The organism is Marinobacter goseongensis (assembly GCF_023156235.1).
GTDB classification, from domain to species: Bacteria; Pseudomonadota; Gammaproteobacteria; order Pseudomonadales; family Oleiphilaceae; genus Marinobacter; species Marinobacter goseongensis.
Genome location: NZ_JAKZAI010000012.1, coordinates 35,101 through 58,055, shown reverse-complemented (window position 1 = coordinate 58,055; position 22,955 = coordinate 35,101). Strand labels below are relative to the sequence as shown.

The 22,955-nt window shown below is 61.0% G+C and carries 22 protein-coding genes; 9 read left to right on the top strand and 13 right to left on the bottom strand.

Annotation, left to right across the window (positions count from 1 at the left end):
- Positions 1-44: 44 nt before the first annotated feature.
- Positions 45-1,301, bottom strand: a complete 1,257-nt coding sequence (locus MLC70_RS12310; protein ID WP_248184128.1) for an HDOD domain-containing protein — start codon at positions 1,299-1,301, stop codon at positions 45-47.
- Positions 1,302-1,469: 168 nt separating this feature from the next.
- On the opposite strand from MLC70_RS12310, the gene ilvD reads away from it, so the two are divergent.
- Complete coding sequence (gene ilvD, locus MLC70_RS12305) at positions 1,470-3,305, top strand: dihydroxy-acid dehydratase (RefSeq protein WP_248184123.1); 1,836 nt, start codon at positions 1,470-1,472, stop codon at positions 3,303-3,305.
- Positions 3,306-3,389: 84 nt separating this feature from the next.
- On the opposite strand, the gene MLC70_RS12300 is transcribed toward ilvD, so the two are convergent.
- Positions 3,390-3,800 carry a peptidoglycan-binding domain-containing protein gene (locus tag MLC70_RS12300; protein WP_248184120.1) on the bottom strand — a complete coding sequence of 137 codons (411 nt, stop codon included), beginning with the start codon at positions 3,798-3,800 and terminating at the stop codon, positions 3,390-3,392.
- Between the two features lie 127 nt (positions 3,801-3,927).
- Positions 3,928-5,028, bottom strand: coding sequence for an AI-2E family transporter (locus tag MLC70_RS12295; protein WP_248184118.1), 1,101 nt, complete (start codon positions 5,026-5,028; stop codon positions 3,928-3,930).
- 125 nt (positions 5,029-5,153) lie between these two features.
- Here MLC70_RS12295 and MLC70_RS12290 point away from each other — a divergent pair, with 125 nt between their 5' ends.
- From MLC70_RS12290 to MLC70_RS12280, 3 genes are all read left to right on the top strand, one after another.
- The gene (locus tag MLC70_RS12290) at positions 5,154-5,498 is read left to right on the top strand and encodes a hypothetical protein (RefSeq protein ID WP_248184117.1); all 345 of its coding nucleotides are present in this window, start codon (positions 5,154-5,156) and stop codon (positions 5,496-5,498) included.
- Between the two features lie 122 nt (positions 5,499-5,620).
- Positions 5,621-5,869, top strand: a complete 249-nt coding sequence (locus MLC70_RS12285; protein ID WP_248184115.1) for a hypothetical protein — start codon at positions 5,621-5,623, stop codon at positions 5,867-5,869.
- 125 nt (positions 5,870-5,994) lie between these two features.
- Positions 5,995-6,894: a haloalkane dehalogenase gene (locus MLC70_RS12280; RefSeq protein ID WP_248184113.1), complete on the top strand. Its 900-nt coding sequence runs from the start codon at positions 5,995-5,997 to the stop codon at positions 6,892-6,894.
- A gap of 27 nt (positions 6,895-6,921) precedes the next feature.
- Here MLC70_RS12280 and MLC70_RS12275 read toward each other — a convergent pair whose 3' ends face one another.
- Positions 6,922-7,710, bottom strand: coding sequence for an acyl-CoA thioesterase (locus MLC70_RS12275; RefSeq protein ID WP_248184111.1), 789 nt, complete (start codon positions 7,708-7,710; stop codon positions 6,922-6,924).
- Positions 7,711-7,907: 197 nt separating this feature from the next.
- On the opposite strand from MLC70_RS12275, the gene MLC70_RS12270 reads away from it, so the two are divergent.
- Positions 7,908-9,437 carry a DEAD/DEAH box helicase gene (locus MLC70_RS12270; RefSeq protein ID WP_248184108.1) on the top strand — a complete coding sequence of 510 codons (1,530 nt, stop codon included), beginning with the start codon at positions 7,908-7,910 and terminating at the stop codon, positions 9,435-9,437.
- Here the strand turns inward: MLC70_RS12270 and MLC70_RS12265 are convergent.
- The 4 genes from MLC70_RS12265 to MLC70_RS12250 are packed head-to-tail and all read right to left on the bottom strand — an operon-like array spanning position 9,416 to position 12,398.
- Positions 9,416-9,931: a dihydrofolate reductase gene (locus tag MLC70_RS12265; RefSeq protein ID WP_248184106.1), complete on the bottom strand. Its 516-nt coding sequence runs from the start codon at positions 9,929-9,931 to the stop codon at positions 9,416-9,418. The genes MLC70_RS12270 and MLC70_RS12265 overlap by 22 nt on opposite strands.
- Before the next feature lie 34 nt (positions 9,932-9,965).
- The gene (locus tag MLC70_RS12260) at positions 9,966-10,805 is read right to left on the bottom strand and encodes a thymidylate synthase (protein ID WP_248184105.1); all 840 of its coding nucleotides are present in this window, start codon (positions 10,803-10,805) and stop codon (positions 9,966-9,968) included.
- The gene (gene lgt, locus MLC70_RS12255; RefSeq protein WP_248184104.1) at positions 10,802-11,590 is read right to left on the bottom strand and encodes a prolipoprotein diacylglyceryl transferase; all 789 of its coding nucleotides are present in this window, start codon (positions 11,588-11,590) and stop codon (positions 10,802-10,804) included. The genes MLC70_RS12260 and lgt overlap by 4 nt, the downstream gene beginning before the upstream one ends.
- A gap of 10 nt (positions 11,591-11,600) precedes the next feature.
- Entirely contained in the window at positions 11,601-12,398 is a 798-nt protein-coding gene (locus MLC70_RS12250) for a sulfite exporter TauE/SafE family protein (protein WP_248184103.1), read from the bottom strand.
- Between the two features lie 85 nt (positions 12,399-12,483).
- Here MLC70_RS12250 and MLC70_RS12245 point away from each other — a divergent pair, with 85 nt between their 5' ends.
- The 4 genes from MLC70_RS12245 (at position 12,484) to dxs (ending at position 16,472) form a co-directional block, all read left to right on the top strand.
- Positions 12,484-13,260 carry an NRDE family protein gene (locus tag MLC70_RS12245; protein WP_248184102.1) on the top strand — a complete coding sequence of 259 codons (777 nt, stop codon included), beginning with the start codon at positions 12,484-12,486 and terminating at the stop codon, positions 13,258-13,260.
- A gap of 54 nt (positions 13,261-13,314) precedes the next feature.
- Entirely contained in the window at positions 13,315-13,569 is a 255-nt protein-coding gene (locus tag MLC70_RS12240) for an exodeoxyribonuclease VII small subunit (protein ID WP_248184100.1), read from the top strand.
- Positions 13,569-14,468 carry a polyprenyl synthetase family protein gene (locus tag MLC70_RS12235; protein ID WP_248184098.1) on the top strand — a complete coding sequence of 300 codons (900 nt, stop codon included), beginning with the start codon at positions 13,569-13,571 and terminating at the stop codon, positions 14,466-14,468. Before MLC70_RS12240 ends, MLC70_RS12235 begins: the two co-directional genes overlap by 1 nt.
- 72 nt (positions 14,469-14,540) lie before the next feature.
- Entirely contained in the window at positions 14,541-16,472 is a 1,932-nt protein-coding gene (gene dxs / locus MLC70_RS12230) for a 1-deoxy-D-xylulose-5-phosphate synthase (protein WP_248184097.1), read from the top strand.
- A gap of 44 nt (positions 16,473-16,516) precedes the next feature.
- On the opposite strand, the gene ribA is transcribed toward dxs, so the two are convergent.
- From ribA to secA, 5 genes are all read right to left on the bottom strand, one after another.
- The gene (ribA, locus tag MLC70_RS12225) at positions 16,517-17,131 is read right to left on the bottom strand and encodes a GTP cyclohydrolase II (protein ID WP_248184096.1); all 615 of its coding nucleotides are present in this window, start codon (positions 17,129-17,131) and stop codon (positions 16,517-16,519) included.
- A gap of 109 nt (positions 17,132-17,240) precedes the next feature.
- Positions 17,241-17,729 (bottom strand): cyclic pyranopterin monophosphate synthase MoaC, encoded by a 489-nt coding sequence (gene moaC, locus MLC70_RS12220; protein WP_345799556.1) that lies wholly within the window; start codon positions 17,727-17,729, stop codon positions 17,241-17,243.
- Positions 17,730-17,835: 106 nt separating this feature from the next.
- The gene (locus tag MLC70_RS12215) at positions 17,836-18,792 is read right to left on the bottom strand and encodes a Nudix family hydrolase (RefSeq protein ID WP_248184095.1); all 957 of its coding nucleotides are present in this window, start codon (positions 18,790-18,792) and stop codon (positions 17,836-17,838) included.
- Positions 18,793-18,794: 2 nt separating this feature from the next.
- Entirely contained in the window at positions 18,795-20,012 is a 1,218-nt protein-coding gene (gene argJ / locus MLC70_RS12210) for a bifunctional glutamate N-acetyltransferase/amino-acid acetyltransferase ArgJ (RefSeq protein ID WP_248184094.1), read from the bottom strand.
- A gap of 105 nt (positions 20,013-20,117) precedes the next feature.
- Positions 20,118-22,856, bottom strand: coding sequence for a preprotein translocase subunit SecA (gene secA, locus MLC70_RS12205; protein ID WP_248184093.1), 2,739 nt, complete (start codon positions 22,854-22,856; stop codon positions 20,118-20,120).
- Positions 22,857-22,955 lie beyond the last annotated feature (99 nt).

Sequence of the window (22,955 nt, the reverse complement as noted above, 5' to 3'; positions counted from 1 at the left end):
AACGGCCACCTTTGGGTTAACTCAGAATTAATCATCACGCAACGTCAGTGAATCGACAGCAACCGGTGGACCTCGTCCACCCGTGCCCGCGCTTCGGTCAGCAGTTGCAGGCTGCGCGACGCATTCAGTTCCAACTCGCCGAGCCGCCGGTAGGCCGGTACCTGGTCAAATGCCGGCAGGCTGGCATTCTGACTGGAACCGATCATCGAGTGCAACTGGGCAACAATCACCACATCCACCAACTGGGGTTCGGGCGCACGGCACTCATGGGCCCAGTCCTCGGCATGGCGCACGGCCTCGGTAAACGCCGGAGGAAACGACCAGTTCTCCAGCATCGCCGTACCCACATCGGCGCGGAGCTCCGACACAGCATGGGCAAGGTTGGCCGGATCAGCGAACAGGTTCACATGATGCTCGGCCTGAACCAGTACCGGCACCACTCCGATATCATGCAGCAGGCCAGCCAGCATGGCTTCTTCCGGGTTCAGACGGGTGGCGCTGTCGGCGAGAACCCAGCACAGGGCGGCAACCTCACTGGAATGCCGCCACAACCGGTCCATTTCTTTCTGCAACGCCGGTTGCCGCGTCTTGAACACCTCCCGCATGGCAAACACGGTGACCAGCTGACGGGTGGTTCTCATGCCCAAGCGCACCACCGCTTCACGCACATTGCGGACATCGCTGAAGCCACGGTAGAGCGGACTGTTACTGGCACGAACCAGTTTCGCCGCCATCGCCGGATCGGCCGATACCGCCAGCGCTACCTGTTCGGCACTGGTGTCGTCCCGGTCCACAATTCGCCGAACTTTCCAGGCCACGTCCGACACGCTGGGCAGGTTGATCTGGTTGGACCGCAATTCCGAGTAGAACTCCATCAGCAGATGATGCTCTTCACTCTCGTCGTTGCCGAAGGCGTCCCCGGATTCCATTTCCACCTGCTTCACCGGTGCAGAGCGCAGCAATTGATTGAGAATGTCCTGCTCCACCACGAGAAACTCGCAATTGCGCACCGCCGTGACGTCGTATATCCGCGGTTGCAGCCGGGCGATCGGGTTCAGGGCTTTCTCGCTCTGGGAATCAATGGTGGCCTTGCGGCCATCCGCCGATTCCAGCTCGATCACTCCGTCAATCAGAAACAGCTCCAGACCATCGCGCACACCACGCTCCGCCACTCGCTGGCCGGGCCCGTGCACGCGTCGCTCTGCACGACTGGCCAGCACAACAAGCTGTTCATCCGTTAACCGGTTCAGCGGCTGGAACTGTTTCAGACGACTCAGCGGCAGGCTTTCCCGGCCAGCCATAGGCTTTCTCCCGATCAGGCAATCACTCCCGTACCCGAAGGCGACGGTTTCAGACATCGTTACTTATTGTAAACACGGACCCGCAAAACAACCATGCGAACAGGGTCGAATCTGGTATCCTCTGCCTTTTCAAATCTGAACACAGGCAACCAGAGAGACCAGAAACCCATGCCCCAGTATCGTTCGCGGACTTCCACTGCCGGCCGTAACATGGCCGGTGCCCGTGCGCTTTGGCGCGCCACCGGTATGAAAGATGGCGATTTCGGCAAGCCGATCATTGCGGTTGCCAACTCCTTTACCCAATTCGTGCCCGGCCACGTTCACCTGAAGGATCTGGGCCAGCTGGTCTGCCGCGAAATCGAGGCCTCCGGCGGCGTCGCCAAGGAATTCAACACCATCGCCGTGGATGACGGCATCGCCATGGGCCACGACGGCATGCTGTACTCGCTACCGTCCCGGGAAATCATCGCCGACTCCGTGGAGTACATGGTCAACGCCCACTGCGCCGATGCGCTGGTGTGCATTTCCAATTGCGACAAGATTACTCCTGGCATGCTGATGGCCGCCATGCGCCTCAACATCCCGACCATATTTGTTTCCGGCGGTCCAATGGAGGCTGGCAAGACCAAATTGTCCGAGCACAAGCTCGATCTGGTGGACGCCATGGTCATTGCCGCTGACCCCAATGCCGATGATGAAACCGTGGCCGAGTACGAACGCAGCGCTTGCCCCACCTGCGGCTCCTGCTCCGGCATGTTCACCGCCAATTCCATGAACTGCCTCACCGAGGCTATTGGCCTGGCCCTACCCGGCAACGGCTCACTGCTGGCCACCCATGCCGACCGGGAACAGCTGTTTCTGAAGGCCGGACGCCAGATTGTGGAGAATGCGCGACGCTATTACGAGGAGGACGACGCCAGCGTCTTACCTCTGAGTATTGCCTCCATGGCCGCGTTCGAGAATGCCATGGTGATGGACGTTGCCATGGGTGGCTCCACCAACACCATTCTGCACTTGCTGGCAGCCGCCCAGGAAGGCGGCGTCCCGTTCACCCTGAACGAGATTGACCGGCTCTCCCGCAAGGTGCCGCAACTATGCAAGGTGGCGCCCAACTCGCCTAAATATCACATGGAAGACGTTCACCGTGCCGGCGGTATCATGGGCATTCTCGGCGAACTGGAACGCGGCGGGCTGATTAACACCGACCTGCCGACAGTGCACAGCAAGACCATGCACGAGGCCCTGGAAACCTGGGACATCATGCGCAAACCGCCGGCGGAGGTGGTAGAGCTCTATAAGGCAGGCCCTGCCGGCATCCCCACACAAACCGCGTTCAGCCAGAGCACGCGTTGGCCCTCCCTCGACGGTGACCGCGAAACCGGGTGCATCCGCTCGGTCGAACACGCCTACTCGGCTGAGGGCGGCCTGGCGGTGCTGTACGGCAACATCGCCCTGGACGGCTGCGTGGTCAAAACCGCCGGGGTGGACGAGAGCATCTACGTGTTTGAAGGCAAGGCGCGGGTGTTCGAGAGCCAGGATTCCGCCGTCGCCGGCATCCTCAGTGACGAGGTCAAAGAAGGCGAAGTGGTGATCATCCGCTACGAAGGCCCCAAGGGCGGACCCGGCATGCAGGAAATGCTCTACCCCACCAGCTACCTGAAATCCAAGGGCCTCGGCAAATCCTGCGCCCTGCTGACCGATGGTCGCTTTTCAGGGGGCACTTCCGGCCTGTCGATCGGCCACGCTTCACCGGAAGCCGCAGCAGGGGGGGCCATTGGCCTGATCGAAAACGGCGACCTGATCCGCATCGATATTCCCAACCGCAGCATCAATGTGGAACTGGATCAGCACGAGCTGGACCGCCGCCGCGCTGAGCGCGATGCGAAAGGCTGGAAGCCTGAGCTGGCCAGGGACCGCAAGGTCTCTGCTGCGCTCAAGGCCTACGCCCTGCTGGCGACCAGCGCCGACAAGGGTGCGGTCAGGGATCTCAGCAAGCTCGACTGATCGGGCCCGGCGGCGCTGCGGCGCCGACCATAAAAAAGCCCGCTCAGGTCACTGGCCTGGCGGGCTTTTTTTATGCCGTCGGGGTCAGAACAACGACCAGCCGCCGTCATCGTCCTCTTCCACCGCGTCGTCTTCACCCGCGCCGTCATCTGACGGCGTTGCGGTGTCGTTGGCCTTCATGGCGCCCGCCTCCGAAGTCTGGGCCGACTGGGCAGCAGCAATGTCTACCGGCACCATGCCCAGTGCCGACTTGGTCGCCTCATCCAGTTCCCCGGTTACATCCAGCCCCTGATCGGTCTGGAAAGCACGAAGTGCCGCGCGGGTGCCCTTATCCATGGACCGGTTCACGTTACTGACGTCATAGCCTGCGCCATAAAGGGCGTTTTTCAGTGCGACGGTGTCGTCGGCCAGGGCGGCGGGTACGGCAGTCAGGGTCAGGGCAGTGGCCAAGGCAGCAGTGGCCAGTTGATGTCGTGTCAATGTTGTAAAGCGCATGGAATTCTCCTGGAACTCGCCTGATACCGTCCGGGGTACCAGTTCTTCTTTTTATGGGTTTGTGGAGCCCGTCCCTACAGATCAGGCTTCCACCGCAAAGCCTATCACATTTTTCGCGGCAACCGGCTTAACCGGCCCCAGGCCCGGACGTCTCCTGCACAGGTTCAGGATCGCCGGCTTCCTCGGGGTTCTCACTGAACTCGCGTATGAAAATACCCCAGAACGCCATGAACAGGGCCGCCACCAGCGGCCCCATCACGAATCCGTTGATGCCGAACATGACAATGCCACCCAGGGTCGACAGCAGCACGATGTAATCCGGCAGCTTGGTATCCCGGCCCACAAAAATGGGGCGTAACACGTTGTCGGCCAGGCCAATCACAATGGCGCCGTAGGCCGTCAGCACCGCGGCCGGCACCAGATCGCCCACCGCTGCCAGATAAATCGCCACCGGCACCCACACCAGCGATGCGCCGATCGCGGGTATCAACGATACGATGGCCATGACCACCCCCCACAGCAAGGCGCCGGTAATGCCCAGAATCCAGAAAATCAGGCCGCCCAGGGCACCCTGGATAATGGCGATGAGTAAATTGCCCTTCACGGTGGCCCGGGTAACCTCCGCGAACTTGGCAAACAGCAGCCGCTCGCGGGCATCCCCCAACGGCAGCGCACGGATCAGCAACTCCACCAACTTCCTGCCGTCCCGCAGCAGGAAGAACGCCAGGTACACCATCAGCGCCAGGCCCAGAAAAAATTGGAAAGTATTCTGCCCGAGCCCGAGAGCCTGCTTGGCGAGAAACTGACTGCCCCCGAGAAACGCGCTGACCGCACGGTCGCGCATCTCGCTGAAATCGATGCCGAACTGGGCCAGAAACGCCTCAATGGCCGGAAACGACTGGTTCACCCGATCAATGTATTCCCCGGGTCGTATCTCCCCGTTCTGGATTTTCTGGTAAAGACCGAGTCCCTCCGCAACCAGCGAGGTCACCAGCAGAACCACGGGTATGACCACAATCACCATGCAGATGGACAGCGTCAGCAGCGCCACGGAGTTGGGACGATCCCCCAGCTTACGCGCCACAGCCTCCCGCACCGGGTGGAAGATCAGGGCAATGGCAACGGCCCAGAAAATGGGTCCGAAAAAGGGTTTCATGAGCAGAAAGAAGGCCAGGGACACGCCCACCAGCAGAGCAAGAAAAGTCCGTGTTTCCAGTTTTGCGTACATATCCGAAGGGTTCCCGATTGAGATGTCCGGTTAGCTGACCACAGCCTAACACGGCCCGTGGCCACTGCCGCCTTTTTCAGGGTATAGTGGTTGGTTATTGATCAGTAATAAAACAGGTCAAGTCCTTGGAATACGAAGAATTCAGCATTGAAACCGCACTGGACGCCGCAGGCGCCCTGCACCGCGTCCTGGCGGCCCGCACCCATCGCCGCAAGGTGATGGGACAAGAAGTGTGGGTGCCCGGCCAGCTTGGTGAAGCGCTGCACCTGCCGCGCATTATGCGCCGGCTGCAGAGCAAGCAACAGAAACAGCGGGAACAGGGCCTGGACGAGTTTCATGAGCTCTGGCCCACGCTGTCACCAGCCACCCGGGAAAAGGTGCTGCACCGGATCGGCTGGTACAACCCCAAGGAGCTTGACTGGGAAGACAAACGCTCCAATCGCCGACCGATTCCGGATGCCGACGCCTGATCCCTGACCTATAGTGAACGTAAGCGGATGCCGGCACGTACCTGTTACCTGCAAAAACGGGGTCCGCCGTCTTCGAGTTGTCATATTGGACCCTTATGTTAGGGACACTGAGGAGGTCTGAAATGAGTGAACATCAACATTACAACGCGATTGCCGCGGAAGGGAGCGCAGTACCCATGCTGCTCTGCGGACATTGCCATTCCACCCTGCCCCGCGCACGCCTGTTCCGCAACGGAGGCGAACGTTTCCAGGATTTTTGTTGCCAGACCATCGGCCTCTGCTCGGCCGACGATTGTGGCGCGGTTAACTGCTGCGACGAGGCGCTGGCCACACTGGACGACGCAGAATTACTGTTCCGGATCGCATCCTGATTCAATCGGGCAACGCTCTGTTACCGAAACCAAACACAGAAAATTTCCATCTGATTTATCCTTGTCTGAGTTAAGGCTGGCACATTCCTAGCCACGCAACCACTCAGTCAGGACAGTCGATGGGCATGCGTATTCTGCGAACCGACGAGACCCGTTTCGAGGGTCTCCCGGATTACCCCTTTGCACCTCACTACCTGGATGTCGAACCAGGACTGCGGATGCATTACGTGGATGAGGGTCCGGCCTCCGCCTCACCGGTGGTGATGCTCCATGGAGAGCCATCCTGGTCCTACCTCTACCGGCACATGATTCCCGCGGTCGCTGCGGCGGGCCACCGGGTACTCGCTCCGGATCTGATCGGCTTTGGTAAGTCCGACAAACCCGCCGCTGTTGGCGATTACAGCTATCAGGGGCACATCGCCTGGCTGACCCGCTGGCTGGAGGCACTCGATCTCAGCAACATCACGCTGGTCTGTCAGAACTGGGGATCCCTGCTGGGTTTGCGGCTGGCGGCGGAAAATCCGCAGCGGTTCCAGCGCATCATTGTCGGCAATGGCATGCTGCCCACCGGCGACACCTCGGTACCGCCGATTTTTGCACTGTGGAAAGCCTTTGCCACACACAGCCCATGGTTTCCGGTGGCGCGGATTGTGCAATTGGGTACCGAACGCACCTTGACCAAGGCTGAGCTGGCGGCGTACGAAGCGCCGTTCCCGGACGCGGAATATAAGGCTGGAGCACGGGCGTTTCCAAAATTGGTTCCCGTCTCACCGGACGACCCGGCCAGTGACGCCAACAAGGCTGCATGGCGGGTCCTGGAGAAGTGGCGTAAACCGTTCATCACCTGCTTCAGCAGCGGCGACCCGATCACCCGCGGTGGCGACCGGCACATGCAACGGCGCATTCCCGGTGCCTATGGCCAACCCCACATCACCCTCAGAGGCGGGCATTTCCTGCAGGAAGATTCTCCCGATGACTTTGCCCGCATCATCATTGATGCACTGAAGTCGGAGCTGGCGGCCTGAGCGCGCCAGCTCACGCGACCGGTGGTGTCAGCCAAACACCGTGACGGTCTGGCGGCTGAGCGCCACCAATTCACCCTTTTCGGTCCAGATCCCCGCCTGAGTGTGCCCGTAACCTGACCCGGCCTGATCAATACTCGCCCGATACAGTAACCAGTCGCCCGGCTTGATGGCTGGCCGCGGATGCATGATATCCAGCGCCCAGTTCAGCGAACTGGCCGGCACGGGGCCTTTGAGGTGCGGTAAAACCGCCGGCGGCCAGGCGTCGACCAGGGCCACGATGTGGGCGTCGGTAATCTCGGCCGGGGTTTCGCGGAATTGCATCCAGCCGCCCATATCACGCCCGCCCCTGCCACTGAACGGGAAAGCACCGAAGGCCCAGCGCATATCGATGTGCTGGGTGAACTCCGGTGTCATGCCTTTGATGTAGGGCAGGCCCTGACACTCGCTCACCGGAGCCGCATCGGGAGCCGGAAGCGGGCTGACCGCAACCACCGATTCCCGGTCACCACCGAAACTGGCCAGGCACACCAGCTTCACCTCGCCCTCCTGGACGATGCGGCCCTGCACCTGACTGACGGCTTTGCCTTCCCGCAGAATGTCGGCCTCAATCTCCACCGGCACATCCGGTGTCACCGGCCCGACGAAGGAGACCTGCATGGATCGCATGGCGCGCCCGGGCGCGACCACCTTCTCCATCTTGTCGAACACGAGGGCCGCAATAATGCCGCCAAAGGTTGCCCGCCCCTGCGCCCAGTCCGGCGTAAACATCAGCTCTGTTCCGGCCTTGCCGGCCGCCAGCACATCATCAAAATTCATCGGATTGCCCTGTTAGCTTGCTATTGGAAACCCTGTGAAGATTGCCCAATTGTTCCGCAAGGCGCAATGGGCCGCACCGGCAACTACCTACGGCAGGTCCGTTATTATGCGTATTAAAGCCGCGCCAAACCGGCTATAATGCGCGCACATCATGCATTGCAATGCAATGCTTTACCCTCCGAATTCCGAGTACATTAATGTCAGAATTGTCTTTTGCCGAACTTGGTCTGGACTCAGCCGTTCTTGAAGCTGTGACCACCGTCGGTTATGAAACTCCGTCTCCGATTCAGGCCCAGGCCATCCCCGCGCTGCTTGCTGGCAAACACCTTCTTGGCGTTGCACAGACCGGCACGGGCAAAACCGCAGCGTTTGCGCTGCCGCTCCTGAGCCGGATCGACGCCTCCTCAATGGAGCCCCAGATTCTGGTGCTGGCCCCCACGCGAGAGCTGGCCATCCAGGTAGCCGAGGCGTTTACCACCTACGCCAGCAAATTCAGCCGCTTCCACGTGTTGCCCATCTACGGCGGTCAGGATTTTTACCCCCAGCTGAAAGCACTCAAGCGCGGCGCCCAGGTCATTGTGGGCACCCCGGGTCGCTTGCTGGATCACCTGCGCCGCGGCACCCTCAAGCTGGATGCCCTGAAGGCCCTGGTGCTGGATGAGGCCGATGAAATGCTGCGCATGGGCTTTATCGACGATGTCGAGGCGATTCTCGCCAAGACACCGGAGAACTGCCAGCGCGCCCTGTTCTCGGCCACCATGCCGCCGCAGATCAAGAAAGTGGCCCAGACCTACCTGCGCGATGCCGTGGAAGTCCGGATCGAGAGCGAAACCCGCACGGTCGAGCGGATTTCCCAGTTCGTGCTGCCGGTCTACGCCGAGCGCAAACTCGATGCCCTGACGCGCATTCTCGAGGTTGAGCCCTTTGATGCCTCGATCATTTTCGTGCGCACCAAGGCCGAAACCACCCTGCTGGCCGAGAAGCTCTCTGCCCGCGGCCACGCAGTAGCGCCGCTGAACGGTGATCTTAACCAGCGTCAGCGTGAGCAGACGGTTGAAGACCTCAGGCGCGGCAAGAAAGACATTATTGTGGCCACGGACGTCGCCGCACGGGGCCTGGACGTACCGCGGATTACCCACGTCATCAACTACGATGTGCCCTACGACACCGAAGCGTATATTCACCGCGTCGGTCGTACCGGCCGCGCCGGCCGCGATGGCAAGGCCATTCTGCTGGTGACTCCGCGGGAGCGCAGTTGGCTGCGCACCCTGGAGCGCGCCACCAACTCGCCGATGGAAGCCTATGAGCTGCCCTCGCCCACGGATCTGAAAAAGATGCGTGAGCAGCAATTCGAGCAACAGTTGCTGGGCTTTGCCGAGGACCGCAAGCTGGCCAAATCGATGGCGCTGCTGGACGAGATTGCCGAACGCAACGAAATGGACATGGCGATGGTCGCCGGCGCCCTGGCGTGCTGGATGGAGGCCATGCAACCCGGCTCCATGCCGCTGGAACAGCCGGAAGCTATCCCGGTAGTGTCGGCGTCAGCCCCGCACCGTGACCGCAAGGGTGGCGGCGGTGGCCGCCCCGGAGGCAAGCCTGGCTATAAGCCCGGCTTCAAGAAAGGCCCGAAAGGTCGTGGCGGCCCCGGCCCGAAGGGCAAGCCCCCGGGCAAAGGCGGCAAGCCCGCCGGTAAACGCCCGCCCCGTCAGGCTGACGCCAAGCGCTGATAGACGACGAAACTGTAGTCATATGGGTTGTTATCGGACGCGGAGAAATCCTCCCGTCCGATTTCTTCCCAGCCATCCCAGTTCACTTCCGGAAAGAATGCATCCCCTTCGACGTCCGCATGCACCTGGGTGATGTAGATCCGATCCACCATCGGCAAGGCTTCGGCGTAGATCTGCCCGCCTCCGATAATCATCACTTCGTCCCCACCCTCGATTTCAGCCTGTGCCTCGGCTTTAACCAACGCTTCCTCCAGTGACGCTGCCGCTACGGTACCCGCGGGCGCTTCCCATTGCGGATTCCGTGAAATAACCACGTTCATCCGTCCCGGCAACGGCCGGCCGATGGAATCCCAGGTTTTCCGCCCCATGATGATGGGTTTGCCCATGGTGGCCTGCTTGAAGTACCGCAAATCACCCGGCAGATACCAGGGTAGCTTGTTGTTACGACCGATGACCCGGTTACGGGACATAGCGACGATGAGTGCCTTGCGCATTTCGATTCCTCTGGAACTTGGGTGACTGCACGGCTCAGATGGCAATGGGTGCCTTGATTCCCGGATAGGGGTCATAACCCTCGAATTCGAAATCGTCCAGCTCGTACTCGAAAATTGATTCCGGTTTCCGCTTGATCACCAGCTTCGGCAACGCCCGCGGCTCCCGCTTCAACTGCTCGAAGACGATGTCGTCGGTCAGGTGATTCTGATACAGATGGCAATCGCCGAAGGTATGCACGAACTCGCCGACACCCAGATCGCACTGCTGGGCAATCATGTGGGTCAGCAGCGCGTAGGAGGCGATGTTGAACGGCACGCCGAGGAACAGGTCCGCGCTGCGCTGATACAGCTGGCAGGAGAGCTTGCCGTCGGCAACGTAGAACTGGAACAGGCAGTGGCACGGTGCCAGTGCCATGCGACCCTCGCGGACGTTATCCTGGGGACCGATGGATTCGTCCGGCAGCTCCGCCGGGTTCCAGGCAGAGACAATCAGCCGGCGGGAGTTGGGCTTGTGGCGGATCTGCTCAATCAGCTCACTGATCTGATCAACAGTACGGCCGTCCGGGCAGTGCCAGCTGCGCCATTGTTTGCCGTAGATCGGCCCCAGGTCGCCGTTGTCCAGCGCCCATTCGTTCCAGATGGAGACGTTGCGCTCTTTCAACCAGTTGTTGTCGGTGGAGCCCTGCAAAAACCACAGCAGTTCCTGAATGATGCTGCGCAGGTGGACTTTCTTGGTGGTCACCAGCGGGAAACCGTCCTGCAGATCAAAGCGGATCTGGCGGCCAAAGACCGAACGGGTGCCCACGCCGGTGCGGTCGCCCCGGTCGAGACCGTTATCGACCACGTCTTTCATCAGGTCAAGATAGGCTTTCATTCAACACCTCTGCGGTAAGCAATCAACATCAGGCCGGCACCGGCCAGTATCATCGGGAACGACAGTACCTGCCCCATGGTGAGCCAGTCGAAGGCCAGGTAGCCCAGCTGTGGGTCCGGCTGCCGCACGAATTCGACCAGGAAGCGGAATACGCCATAGCACACCAGAAACAGGCCGGAAACCGCCATCCTTGGGCGTGGTTTGGCGGAAAACCACCACAAAATGACAAAGAACAGCACACCTTCCAGCGCAAACTGATAGAGCTGGGACGGGTGACGTGTCAGGGCGTCCGGCGCCTGAGGGAACACCATACCCCAGGGCACGTCCGTCGGCTTGCCCCAGAGTTCGCCATTAATAAAGTTGCCAATGCGGCCGGCACCAAGACCAACAGGCACCAGCGGGGCGACAAAATCCGCTATTCGCCAGAATCCACTGCCCACCTTGCGGCCATACCACCACATGGCAAGCATCACTCCCAGCAGTCCGCCATGGAACGACATCCCGCCTTCCCAGACCCGCAGCAACCACAGCGGATCCGCGATAAAGGCGTCGAAGTTGTAGAACACCACATAGCCGAAACGGCCGCCAAGGATGACGCCGAGGGCGATGTAGAACAGCAGATCACCCACCTGGTCCTCGTTCAGCGGTGACCAGGGTTTGCGGGCCCGCAGCCGGCCCAGCCACCAGCCGGCAACGAAGCCCACGAGGTAGGTCAGGCCGTACCAGTGAATTTTCAGCGGCCCCAGGGAAATGGCCACGGGATCAATCTGCGGATGCTGCAGCATCAGTAACCTCTCAGCTCAGAAGAAAGCGGATGCCGATCAGAATCAGCATGATGGCAAAAACTCGTTTCAGAAGACGGGCGTTCAGCCGGTGCGCCAGATTGGCGCCCACCCTGGCAAACCATACGCTGGTCAGGATAATTCCCAGCAGCGCCGGCAAATAGATGAACCCGACACTCAGCTCCGGCAGGTGTTCGTTACCCCACCCGGTCGCCATATTGCCCAGGGCTCCGGCGGCGGCGATGGGCAGCCCGCAGGCTGCCGAGGTACCCACCGCCTGCTGCATCCTGACGTTGCACCAGCTCAGGTACGGCACCGTCAGCGTGCCACCGCCGATGCCAAAAATGGCGGAAGCCCAGCCGATGCCGGCGCCGGCAACGCCCAGACCGGTCGCACCCGGCACCATGCGTCCGGGTTTCGGATTGACTTCAAGAAGCATCTTGATGGCCACCACAATGACAAACACACCGATGACAAGTTCCAATGCCGGGCCGCTGAGCAGGGAGGCTGTCCAGGCACCCACCAGCGCGCCGACGATAATTCCGCCGGTCATGGGCCTGAATATCTCCCAGCGCACCGCTGCGTGCAGGTGGTGGGACCGGATCGAGCTGAGCGACGTAAACACAATGGTGGCCAGAGAGGTGCCCACTGCCATATGGGCGGCCACCTCGGAACTGATACCCTGAAGCCCGAAACTGAAAATCAGCACCGGGACGATCACCAGGCCACCGCCAATTCCGAAAAGCCCGGCCAAGGTTCCGGCGAACGCACCCAGTGCGAGATACAGGCCAATTACACTCAACAGGGTCATGCTACCGTCACACCCGGACAATTAGTGAGGCTGGTATGATACACACCGACGCAGCCGAGATCATTATGAGAGCGCCCCGAAACCTATGTGCCTGATTGCCTTTTCCGTGGGACAACATCCGGACTATCCGCTGGTGGTTGCCGCCAACCGCGACGAGTTTTTCCGTCGACCCACCGCTGCCATGACATGGTGGTCGAGCGGCGACACGCCGTCGGTACTGGCGGGCCGCGATCTGCTTTCCGGCGGCACCTGGCTGGCCGTCACCCGACGTGGCGAGGTGGCCGCCGTTACCAACGTGCGCGAAGGCAGCGCCGAAACCGGTCGAATCAGTCGCGGCGAGCTGCCGCTGCGGGCGCTGGCCGAGCCCGAACACCCGCTTCAAAAGCGTCTGACGGAACAACAGGCGGACTACTCCGGATTCAACCTGATCCGCCTGAACCCTGACGATGGCTGGTATTTCAGTAATCGCGACGCCCATCCCGGCCGTCACCTGCACCGGGGCACCTATGGACTCAGCAATCATCTGTTGCAGAGCCCGTGGCCGAAACTGCTCAGGTTGCGCAACGCCGTGGCGGATACTCTGGCGGCGACACCGCCCGGTGCGTCCGAGGGCCTGCACCAGGCGCTGATCCCGCTGCTGAAAGACACCGCTCCGGCGCCGGACCCGGACCTGCCGGATACCGGCGTGGGACTGGAAACCGAACGTTTTCTGTCCTCCCCGTTCATCGTCGGCAGCGATTATGGCACCCGTGCGACCACGGTTGTGTCGGTCAGCCGCAGCGGGGAAATCCGCGTCACCGAGCAAAGTTGGGGACCGATGGGCCAGGCCGGCGAACAACGTCAGTTCTGTTGGCAGCGATAGCGCCGAACCTTTGTTATAATCCCGCGGAAACCCGCGAAGCAACCGGAGGCCCTGATGGCCGGTGAACAAGGCGCAACATCCATCGCCGACTTTGAAAAATCCCTTGATGAGCTGGAAAAACTGGTTCGCGACCTCGAACAGGGTGAACTCTCACTCGAGCAGTCACTGGCGGCATTCGAGCGCGGCGTGAAGCTGACCCGCGAATGTCAGCAGGCGCTCAAATCCGCTGAGCAGCGGGTTGAGCAGCTGGTTCAGAACAGCGATGGCACCCTCGAGACCCGACCGTTCACGCCGGATGACCCTGCCTGATGACCGCACAGCCCTTCCTTGCGGAAAGCTTTCTGGAAACCGCCCGCGCGCGGGTCGATGCCGAACTGGAACGGCGAATCGAAGCTGACGGCCATCCCTCCGACCGGCTGCAGCAGGCCATGCGGTATGGCGTTCTGGGCGGCGGCAAACGCATTCGCCCTGCGTTGTGCCTCGCAGCGGCAGTGGCGGTGGGTGAGCCCGCGGACAACGCACTGGTTCCGGCCTGCGCACTGGAGCTGATACATGCGTACTCACTGATACATGACGATCTGCCAGCCATGGACAACGACGAATTGCGTCGCGGCCGCCCCACCGCTCACATTGCCTTTGATGAAGCCACCGCCATCCTCGCCGGCGACGCCCTGCAGGCTATGGCCTTCGACTGGCTGGCCGGGGCACCGGGTCTGAATGACACCGTACGACTGTCCATGGTCCGCGAACTGGCCCGGGCAAGTGGTCATGGCGGCATGGTGGGCGGCCAGGCCATCGATCTCGCATCGGTGGGCAAGGCCCTGTCGATCACCGAACTCGAAACCATGCATCGCCACAAGACCGGCGCACTGATTGAGGCCAGCGTACGCATGGGCGCGTTGACAGCAGCGCACGTAACAAAGCAGCAGCTGGCCGATCTGGGCCAGTATGCCCGCGCACTCGGGCTGGCGTTCCAGGTGCAGGACGACCTGCTGGACGTCGAGGGGGACACGTCGGTCATCGGCAAGCCCCAGGGCTCCGACGTTGCCCGCGGCAAGCCGACCTTCCCGGCACTCCTCGGCATTCAGGGTGCTCGGGATCACCTGTCGCAACAGAAAAAACTGGCCCACGACAGCCTCGCCGGTTTCGGCTCCGAGGCAGATCCTTTGCGGGCCATTGCGGATTATGTCGTTGCCCGCACCCATTGATTGATCCAGTGCCGGAAGCGCACACTATCATTCTCTGACTAGCCACACACAGACCGGAATAGACCCGAGCAAATGCAGGACACATATATTTTCAAGGAAATCCCACCCCAGCGGCCCCATACGCCGCTACTGGACAGGATAGAGACTCCGGACCAGTTGCGGACATTGCCGGCGGAGCAATTAACCCGCCTCGCCCGGGAGCTGCGGGCATTTCTGTTGTGGTCGGTTGGCCAGACCGGGGGCCACTTCGGTGCCGGTCTTGGGGTCCTCGAGCTCACCGTCGCTCTACATTATGTGTTCAACACGCCACGGGACCGCCTGGTGTGGGACGTGGGGCATCAGGCCTATCCGCACAAGATTCTGACCGGGCGTCGTGAGCAGATGGGCACGATTCGCCGTAAAGGCGGCCTTGCCGGCTTCCCCAAGCGCGCGGAGAGCGACTACGATACCTTCGGCGTTGGCCACTCCAGCACCTCGATCAGTGCCGCGCTGGGCATGGCGCTGGCGGCCCGCATGCAGAACACCGGGCGCAAGAGCATCGCTGTCATCGGCGATGGTGCAATGACCGCCGGCATGGCGTTCGAGGCGCTCAACCACGCCGGTCACCTGCACGCCGACATGCTGGTGGTGCTGAACGACAACGACATGTCCATTTCCCGAAACGTCGGCGGCCTATCCAACTATTTCGCCAAACTGCTGGCGAGCCGCACTTACAATCAGGTGCGGGACAGCAGCAAGAAGGTTCTGCAGGGCGCACCCAACCTGAGGGCGCTGGCAAAAAAGACCGAAGAGCATTTCAAGGGCATGATCGCCCCCGGCACCCTGTTCGAGGAGCTGGGCTTCAACTACATTGGCCCCATCGATGGCCATGACCTGCCTCTGCTGGTCGAGACCCTGGAAAACATTCGCGAGCTGGACGGCCCGCAGTTCCTCCACGTGGTCACCACCAAAGGCAAGGGCTTTGCCCCGGCTGAGGCCGACCCGATTGGCTATCACGCCATCAACAAGATCGAGCCAGTACCGCCCAGCAAACCGGAACCGGTCAAACCCAAGGCCTCGAAACCCAAATACGCCAACGTTTTTGGCCAGTGGCTGTGTGACGCCGCCGAACAGGATCATCGCGTGGTGGGCATTACCCCGGCAATGTGCGAAGGATCGGACCTGCTGGCGTTTTCCGAACGTTTTCCGGACCGCTACCACGATGTTGCTATTGCCGAGCAGCACGCGGTGACGCTTGCGGCGGGACTTGCCTGCGACGGTACCAAACCGGTGGTGGCGATCTATTCCACGTTTCTGCAGCGGGCATACGACCAGCTGATCCACGACGTGGCCATCCAGAACCTGGATGTACTGTTTGCCATCGACCGTGCCGGTCTGGTGGGCGAGGATGGGCCAACTCACGCCGGGGCATTCGATATCAGCTATCTGCGCTGCATCCCCAACATGGTGGTAATGACTCCGTCTGATGAGAACGAGACCCGACAGCTGCTGCACACCGGACTGATGTTCGACGGCCCGGCCGCGGTCCGCTACCCCAGGGGCACCGGCCCGGGCGCGGTCATTGCGCAGGAACTGACGCCACTGCCCATCGGTAAGGGACGCGTTGTCAGGGAGGGGCGCGAGGTGGCGATACTGAATTTCGGCACCCTGCTGGCACCGGCGCTGGACGCCGCCGTGGCACTCGGGGCTACCGTGGTGGACATGCGCTTTGTCAAACCGCTGGACGAAGAGCTGGTGCTCTCATTGGCCGCTCGACACAACCTGCTGGTAACACTGGAAGAAAATGCAATCGCGGGTGGCGCCGGCAGTGCTGTGACCGAATGCCTCAACAACCGCGAGGTGTGTCTGCCGGTGTTGCAACTGGGGCTTCCGGACACCTTCATAGATCATGGCAAGCATGGCGAGCTGTTGCAGAACTGCGGGCTGGATGCCGAGGGCATTGGTCGTGCCATTAGCGCGAGGCTGGAGCGCTTGCGCCACCAGACACTGAAAGCCGTCCGGTAGTCATTCACCCATCCGGCTGTCCGACAGCGGGATGGGTGAAGGGCTCAGCCTTCGGGGTCGTCGTCCTGGTGAGTTTCAAGCCAGTGGCCCAGCTTGCTTTGCTTGGTATCGAGATAATGCTCGTTGTGAGGATTGCGGCCAACGTGCAGTTGTACCCGCTCGGTTATCGCGATGCCGTAGGACGTCAATGCATCCACCTTGCGCGGGTTGTTGGTCATCAGGCGCAGGCTTGAGATACCAAGATGCTCGAGCATGTCCTTGCACATGCTGTAGTCACGCAGATCCGCTGCAAAACCCAACTTCTCGTTCGCTTCAACGGTGTCAGCACCCTGATCCTGCAAATTGTAGGCGCGGATCTTGTTCAGCAGGCCGATACCACGACCCTCCTGGCGGAGGTACATCAGGATACCGCGACCCTCCCGGGCGATGCTTCGCAGTGCTTCCTCCAACTGGTAACCACAATCACAGCGCATGCTGTACAGCGCGTCGCCGGTCAGGCACTCAGAGTGGGTACGCGCCAGCATGGGCTCACTGCTGCTCAGGTCACCCAGCGTCAGAGCGACGTGCTCCTTACCGGTATCCGGCTCTTCGAAGCCGTGCATATCGAATACCCCGAACGGCGTGGGCAACCGGCAAGTCTGGATGTAACGAACAGCCACAGTGTTTCCTCGTGGTTCAATCAATCGGGCCGCGCATTCTATCATGGGGCTGCCTTCTTGGCGTAGTCTCTGCACTGTCGCTTCTCCAGCTGTTTTGGTTCATACAGCTTTACGATGCAGGACCCGAAGCAGACCAGTGGCCGCTGCGCCCCCCTTTCTTTTCCAGCAGCCGCACGCCGTCGATTACCATGCCGCGATCGACCGCTTTGCACATATCATACAGTGTCAGCGCTGCCACACTCGCTGCCGTTAACGCCTCCATCTCAACACCAGTCTGTGCCGACAGTTTGCAAAGGGTGAGGATATGCACCGAGGCACCGTCCACGCCCGGGCTCAGCTCCACTTTCACCGAGCTCAGATTCAGCGAATGGCACAGCGGGATCAGTTCGTGGGTTTTCTTGGCCGCCATGATGCCGGCAATCCTGGCCACCGCCAGTACGTCGCCTTTCGGATGCTGGCCGCCCACGATCATTTCGAGGGTGCCTGGTGCCATACGGATCCAGGCTTCAGCCCGCGCCTCGCGTTCAGTGACTTCCTTTGAGGTCACATCCACCATGCGGGCTTCGCCCTTGTCATCGAGGTGCGTCAGTTTGCTCACGGGCTCTCCTGTGCCCGGTTCACCGGGGCTGATTGAACGAAATTCATGACCTGTCGGGTCCTCATGGTATCAGACTCGACCGCGCGGAAGACGGCCCTGCTGCGGTCTAGACTCCAGGCCACCAGAGACCGATACCCGCAACGCCCTGCCCGCCATTGCCGATGGCGGCATCCCGATCCGCTGGCGTCAGCCCGCCCAGACCATAGACCGGCATGGCCGCCGCCGCGACCTGCTGGCGAAACGCCTCCCACCCCATCACCTCTGCTCCCGGATGGGTGGGCGTTGGCGCGACCGGGCCCAGGGTGACGTAGTCGGCATTCAATGCACGGGCATGGTCAATCTCCGCGGCGTTGTGGCACGACACACCCAGCCATTTCCCGTCCGGGACCGGGCGGGCATGGCACGTCTGCGCCGCCCGCCAGGGCAGATGCAACCCGGCCGCTTCCGGCACGGCGTCGAGACGCTCGCCCCCTCCGTGCAGCAGAACGCCGGTGCCACGATCCCGGCCAATCATCACCAGATCACGCGCGACGGCCTGATATTCAGCAAACTTCAGCCCGGGTGCGCGCAATACCACCAGAGCGGGGCGGGCGAGGTTGACGCGCTCCTCGAACTGGTTGACCAGATCCGCCGAGGTTCGGTAATCGCCCGTAATCGCAAGCCAGGAGGGCAGTCTCAGTGCCCGGATAATCGGCCGGTTGGCAGCGGGAAAATCGCCATCGTGCAATGCCGACAACGGCAACCACTGCACCGGCTGCCCTTCGCGGCCGACCGCATCGCCCGTGGCGTCGTCGGTGCGCCAGACATCAAGAAAGACGCGCTTGTCGCCGTAGTCATGACGGATGCCGATGACCGGGCGCAGCGATGACATGGGAACCTGAAGACCGGTCTCTTCATGGATCTCACGCACCAACGCCTGCTGTACCGTTTCGCCGGCTTCCACCTTGCCACCGGGAAACTCCAGCAAGCCGCCCTGATGGGCATGATCCGGCCGCCGTGCAATCAGCACCCGCCCCTCACGGATGATCACCCCGACCGCCACATGGACTTCCCTGCAGACCATGATCAGGTACGGTATTCGGCGTTGATGGTCACATAATCGTGGGAGAAGTCACAGGTCCACACCCGTTCCTGAACTTCGCCCCGTTTGAGATCAATGGCGATGGTAATCTCTTCGCGATCCATCACCGCCTGACCACGGGCCTCGGAGTAATCATCGGCACGACCGCCGTTGCGCACCAGGCAGACATCGCCGAGGTGAATTTCAAGGGCGTTGAGATCGAGGTTGTCGACGCCGGCCCGGCCAACGGCCGCCAGAATCCTGCCCCAGTTAGGATCCGAGGCAAACAGCGCGGTTTTCACCAGCGGTGAATGGGCCACGGTGTAGGCAACATCCAGCGCTTCCTGCTGGCTGTGAGCATGACTGACCTCAATGGTGACAAATTTGGTGGCACCTTCGCCGTCGCGGACGATGGCGTGAGCCAGATCCAGATAAATCTGCTGCAATGCCGCTCGGAGCTTGGGCAACAGCGGGCTGTCGCGGGTAATCTCGGGCCCGCCGTAGCGGCCACTGGCAACCAGCATACATGCGTCGTTGGTGGAGGTGTCACCATCGATGGTGATGCGGTTGAACGATTGCTCTCCCAGCTCGGACGCCAGCGTGGCCAGAGCGTCCGGCGCGATGCTTGCGTCCGTGGCGATAAACCCGAGCATGGTCGCCATGTTCGGGCGAATCATGCCCGCCCCCTTGCTGATGCCGGAAATGGACACCGTGTGGCCATCAAGATCCAGCTGGCAGGACGCTCCCTTGGGGCGGGTGTCGGTCGTCATGATCCCCGAGGCCGCCTCGGCCCAGCGGTTCTCGGCAGTATTTGCCAGTACCGCTGGCAGGGCCGTGATGATCTTTTCCACCGGCAATGGCTCACCGATCACGCCGGTGGAGAACGGCAGCACTGCTGACGGTGACACGCCCGCGGCATCAGCCAGTGCCTGGCAACAGGTCTGGGCATCGTTCATGCCCCGCTCACCGGTACCCGCATTAGCATTGCCGGTATTGATCAGCAGGTATCGTGGCTCGCCCTCGGCCAGATGACGACGGCTGAGTATCACCGGCGCGGCACAGAACTGGTTGCGGGTGAAAATGCCCGCCACCCGACTTCCCGGCTCGAGCTCAAAGATCACCAGATCTTTACGACCGGGCTTCTTGATTCCGGCACTGCCGATACCCAGCCGAACGCCGGCAATCGGAAAAAACTCGGGCAAGGTTCCTGGACCTACTGCCATGGTGACTCTCCTGATGTCTTCGTGAAATCTCTGTCGCGGTAACGAAAAACCCGCAGCCTGACGGGGTCAGAGTGCGGGTCATCGGGTGTTTGCCGAGATGCGGAGTTAGCTGACCTTACCGCAACACTGCTTGTACTTCTTGCCGGACCCACAGGGACAGGGCTCATTTCGGCCCACTTTGCGCTCCTGTCGAACAAACGTTTCCGGCGCACCCTGCTGGCTGTCGCTGTCGCCATCCTCCGCCTGTCTCTGGGCCGTGGCACTGGTTTCATCGTGACGCAGCTTGGCCCTGGCCAGCTCACGCTCCAGTTCATCCTTGCGCCGACGCTCAACCTCTTCCATTTCCTCGCGGCTCTGCACCCGCACGTGACTCAACACCCGCGTTACGTCCCGCTTCATGGTCTCAAGCATGGTTTCAAACAGGTTGAAGGCTTCGCGCTTGTATTCCTGCTTCGGGTTTTTCTGGGCATAGCCCCGCAAATGAATACCCCGGCGCAGATGATCCATGTTGGAAAGATGCTCTTTCCACAGGGTATCCATCACCTGCAGGAAGACCTGCTTTTCAAACTTGCGCATGGAGTCTGCGCCGGCCACGGCTTCCTTGGCCTGATACTCGCTGACAATTGCCTCCAGAATCTTCTGGCGCAGGCTCTCCTCGTACAGCTTGTTGTCCTCATCAAGCCACTTCTGCACCGGCAGATCGATGGCCATTTCAGACTGCAACTGGGATTCAAGGCCTGCCACGTCCCACTGCTCCGGCATGCTCTGGGGCGGAATATATTCGCTGACCAGCGCCTCCACCACGTCCTCACGGATGGTGGTCACCATCTCGGAAATATCGTCCGATGACATCACCTCGTTGCGTTGCTCGTAAATCACCGTACGCTGGTCATTGGCCACGTCATCGTATTCCAGCAGGGTTTTCCGCATGTCGAAGTTGCGGCCTTCCACCTTGCGCTGGGATTTTTCGATGGCATTGGTCACCATGCGGTGCTCAATGGCCTCACCCTTCTTCATGCCCATGGCCTGCATCAGGCTCTTGACGCGATCCGGTGCAAAAATACGCATCAGGTTATCTTCCAGCGACAGGAAGAAACGGGAGGAGCCCGGATCACCCTGGCGTCCGGCACGACCGCGCAACTGATTGTCGATGCGGCGGGATTCGTGGCGTTCTGTACCGATGATGTGCAGACCACCGGCGTCCAGTACCTGATTGTGACGCCCGGTCCACTCCGCCTTGATACGCGCGGCCTCTTCTTCGGTCGGGTTTTCTATGCCCGCCACCTCGAACTCCCAGTTACCGCCCAGCACGATGTCGGTACCCCGGCCGGCCATGTTGGTGGCAATGGTCACAGCACCCGGGCGACCAGCCTGGGCAATGATCTGGGCCTCACTTTCGTGCTGCTTGGCGTTCAGGATCTTGTGATCAATCCGCGCCTTTTTCAGCAGCATGGACAGCAGCTCGGACGCCTCGATGGATGCGGTACCCACCAGAATGGGACGACCCTCGGCGGTCACGTCCTTGATTTCATCAATGATGGCGTGAAACTTTTCTTCCTGCGTCAGGTAGATCAGATCGTTGTAATCGATCCGCTGAATCGGCTTGTTGGGCGGAATCACCACCACGTCCAGACCGTATATCTGGCGGAATTCGAACGCCTCGGTATCGGCGGTGCCGGTCATACCGGCAAGCTTGTCGTAGAGCCGGAAGTAGTTCTGGAAGGTCGTCGAGGCCAGGGTCTGGCTTTCGGCCTGGATCCGTACCCCTTCTTTGGCCTCGATGGCCTGATGCAGGCCTTCACTCCAGCGACGCCCGGGCATGGTGCGACCGGTGTGTTCGTCGACAATCACCACCTGATCGCCCTGAACAATGTAGTCCACATCTTTCTGGAACAGGTGGTGCGCTCGCAGGGCGGAATGCACGTGGTGCAAAAGGCTCAGGTTGGCGGCTGAGTAAAGGCTTTCACCCTCTTTCAGCAGGCCGCGCTCCAGCAGCAGTTCCTCGACCTTTTCGTGGCCGCCCTCGGTAAGTTCCGCCTGACGGGATTTTTCGTCAATGGTGAAGTCGCCGCTGGGCTCGCCCTCCTCGCTGACCTCCCCTTTCTCCAGGTTCGGAATCAGGGTATTGATGGCCTGATAGAGCTTGGAGCTGTCCTCGGCGGCACCGGAGATGATGAGCGGAGTACGGGCCTCGTCAATAAGAATGGAGTCGACCTCGTCGACGATCGCGTAGTGCAGACCGCGCTGGACCTTGTCCTCGGTGCTGAACGCCATATTGTCGCGCAGGTAATCGAAACCGAATTCGTTGTTGGTGCCATAACAGATATCGGCCTGGTAGGCGGCACGCTTTTCCTCCGGTGCCTGGCCGGCCACCACAACGCCTACCTGAAGCCCGAGGAACCGGTACAGCTTACCCATCCAATCGGCATCACGGCGGGCCAGATAGTCGTTAACCGTGACGACATGCACGCCCTTTCCGGGCAACGCATTCAGATACACCGCAGCCGTCGCCACCAGGGTTTTACCCTCGCCGGTCTTCATCTCGGCGATGTGCCCCTCGTGCAGAGTAATACCACCCACCAGCTGGACATCGTAATGACGCATGCCCATGACCCTGCGACTGGCCTCGCGCACGGTGGCAAAGGCCTCCGGCAGAATCGCATCGAGCTTTTCGCCTTCATCAAGCCGGCGGCGGAACTCGGCGGTCTTGCCTTGCAACTCGGTATCGGACAGGTTGCCAAACTGCTCCTCAAGTTCGCTAACGCGCAGCACCGTCTTGCGCATTCTCTTGATTTCTCTGGCGTTTTTACTGCCGAACATCTTCGTTGCAAGCTTTGTGAACATAGACCACTGCTTCTTTGATTAATCGGAGGAAGCCGGCATTCTACCCTTATTTGCCGGCAGTACAAAAGACAGGGCTCACACCGGCGCCATTTGCACGGG

What these genes read in the sequence shown, in the direction of transcription:
- MLC70_RS12215 (WP_248184095.1), bottom strand. Translation starts at nt 18,792, where the DNA reads ATGGTCTGCAGGGAAGTCCATGTGGCGGTCGGGGTGATCATCCGTGAG.
- MLC70_RS12260 (WP_248184105.1), bottom strand. Translation starts at nt 10,805, where the DNA reads ATGAAAGCCTATCTTGACCTGATGAAAGACGTGGTCGATAACGGTCTC.
- secA (WP_248184093.1), bottom strand. Translation starts at nt 22,856, where the DNA reads ATGTTCACAAAGCTTGCAACGAAGATGTTCGGCAGTAAAAACGCCAGA.
- lgt (WP_248184104.1), bottom strand. Translation starts at nt 11,590, where the DNA reads ATGCTGCAGCATCCGCAGATTGATCCCGTGGCCATTTCCCTGGGGCCG.
- MLC70_RS12280 (WP_248184113.1), top strand. Translation starts at nt 5,995, where the DNA reads ATGCGTATTCTGCGAACCGACGAGACCCGTTTCGAGGGTCTCCCGGAT.
- MLC70_RS12270 (WP_248184108.1), top strand. Translation starts at nt 7,908, where the DNA reads ATGTCAGAATTGTCTTTTGCCGAACTTGGTCTGGACTCAGCCGTTCTT.
- MLC70_RS12310 (WP_248184128.1), bottom strand. Translation starts at nt 1,301, where the DNA reads ATGGCTGGCCGGGAAAGCCTGCCGCTGAGTCGTCTGAAACAGTTCCAG.
- MLC70_RS12275 (WP_248184111.1), bottom strand. Translation starts at nt 7,710, where the DNA reads ATGAATTTTGATGATGTGCTGGCGGCCGGCAAGGCCGGAACAGAGCTG.
- MLC70_RS12250 (WP_248184103.1), bottom strand. Translation starts at nt 12,398, where the DNA reads ATGACCCTGTTGAGTGTAATTGGCCTGTATCTCGCACTGGGTGCGTTC.
- MLC70_RS12235 (WP_248184098.1), top strand. Translation starts at nt 13,569, where the DNA reads ATGACCGCACAGCCCTTCCTTGCGGAAAGCTTTCTGGAAACCGCCCGC.
- MLC70_RS12240 (WP_248184100.1), top strand. Translation starts at nt 13,315, where the DNA reads ATGGCCGGTGAACAAGGCGCAACATCCATCGCCGACTTTGAAAAATCC.
- MLC70_RS12245 (WP_248184102.1), top strand. Translation starts at nt 12,484, where the DNA reads ATGTGCCTGATTGCCTTTTCCGTGGGACAACATCCGGACTATCCGCTG.
- MLC70_RS12300 (WP_248184120.1), bottom strand. Translation starts at nt 3,800, where the DNA reads ATGCGCTTTACAACATTGACACGACATCAACTGGCCACTGCTGCCTTG.
- MLC70_RS12295 (WP_248184118.1), bottom strand. Translation starts at nt 5,028, where the DNA reads ATGTACGCAAAACTGGAAACACGGACTTTTCTTGCTCTGCTGGTGGGC.
- dxs (WP_248184097.1), top strand. Translation starts at nt 14,541, where the DNA reads ATGCAGGACACATATATTTTCAAGGAAATCCCACCCCAGCGGCCCCAT.
- MLC70_RS12285 (WP_248184115.1), top strand. Translation starts at nt 5,621, where the DNA reads ATGAGTGAACATCAACATTACAACGCGATTGCCGCGGAAGGGAGCGCA.
- argJ (WP_248184094.1), bottom strand. Translation starts at nt 20,012, where the DNA reads ATGGCAGTAGGTCCAGGAACCTTGCCCGAGTTTTTTCCGATTGCCGGC.
- ilvD (WP_248184123.1), top strand. Translation starts at nt 1,470, where the DNA reads ATGCCCCAGTATCGTTCGCGGACTTCCACTGCCGGCCGTAACATGGCC.
- MLC70_RS12265 (WP_248184106.1), bottom strand. Translation starts at nt 9,931, where the DNA reads ATGCGCAAGGCACTCATCGTCGCTATGTCCCGTAACCGGGTCATCGGT.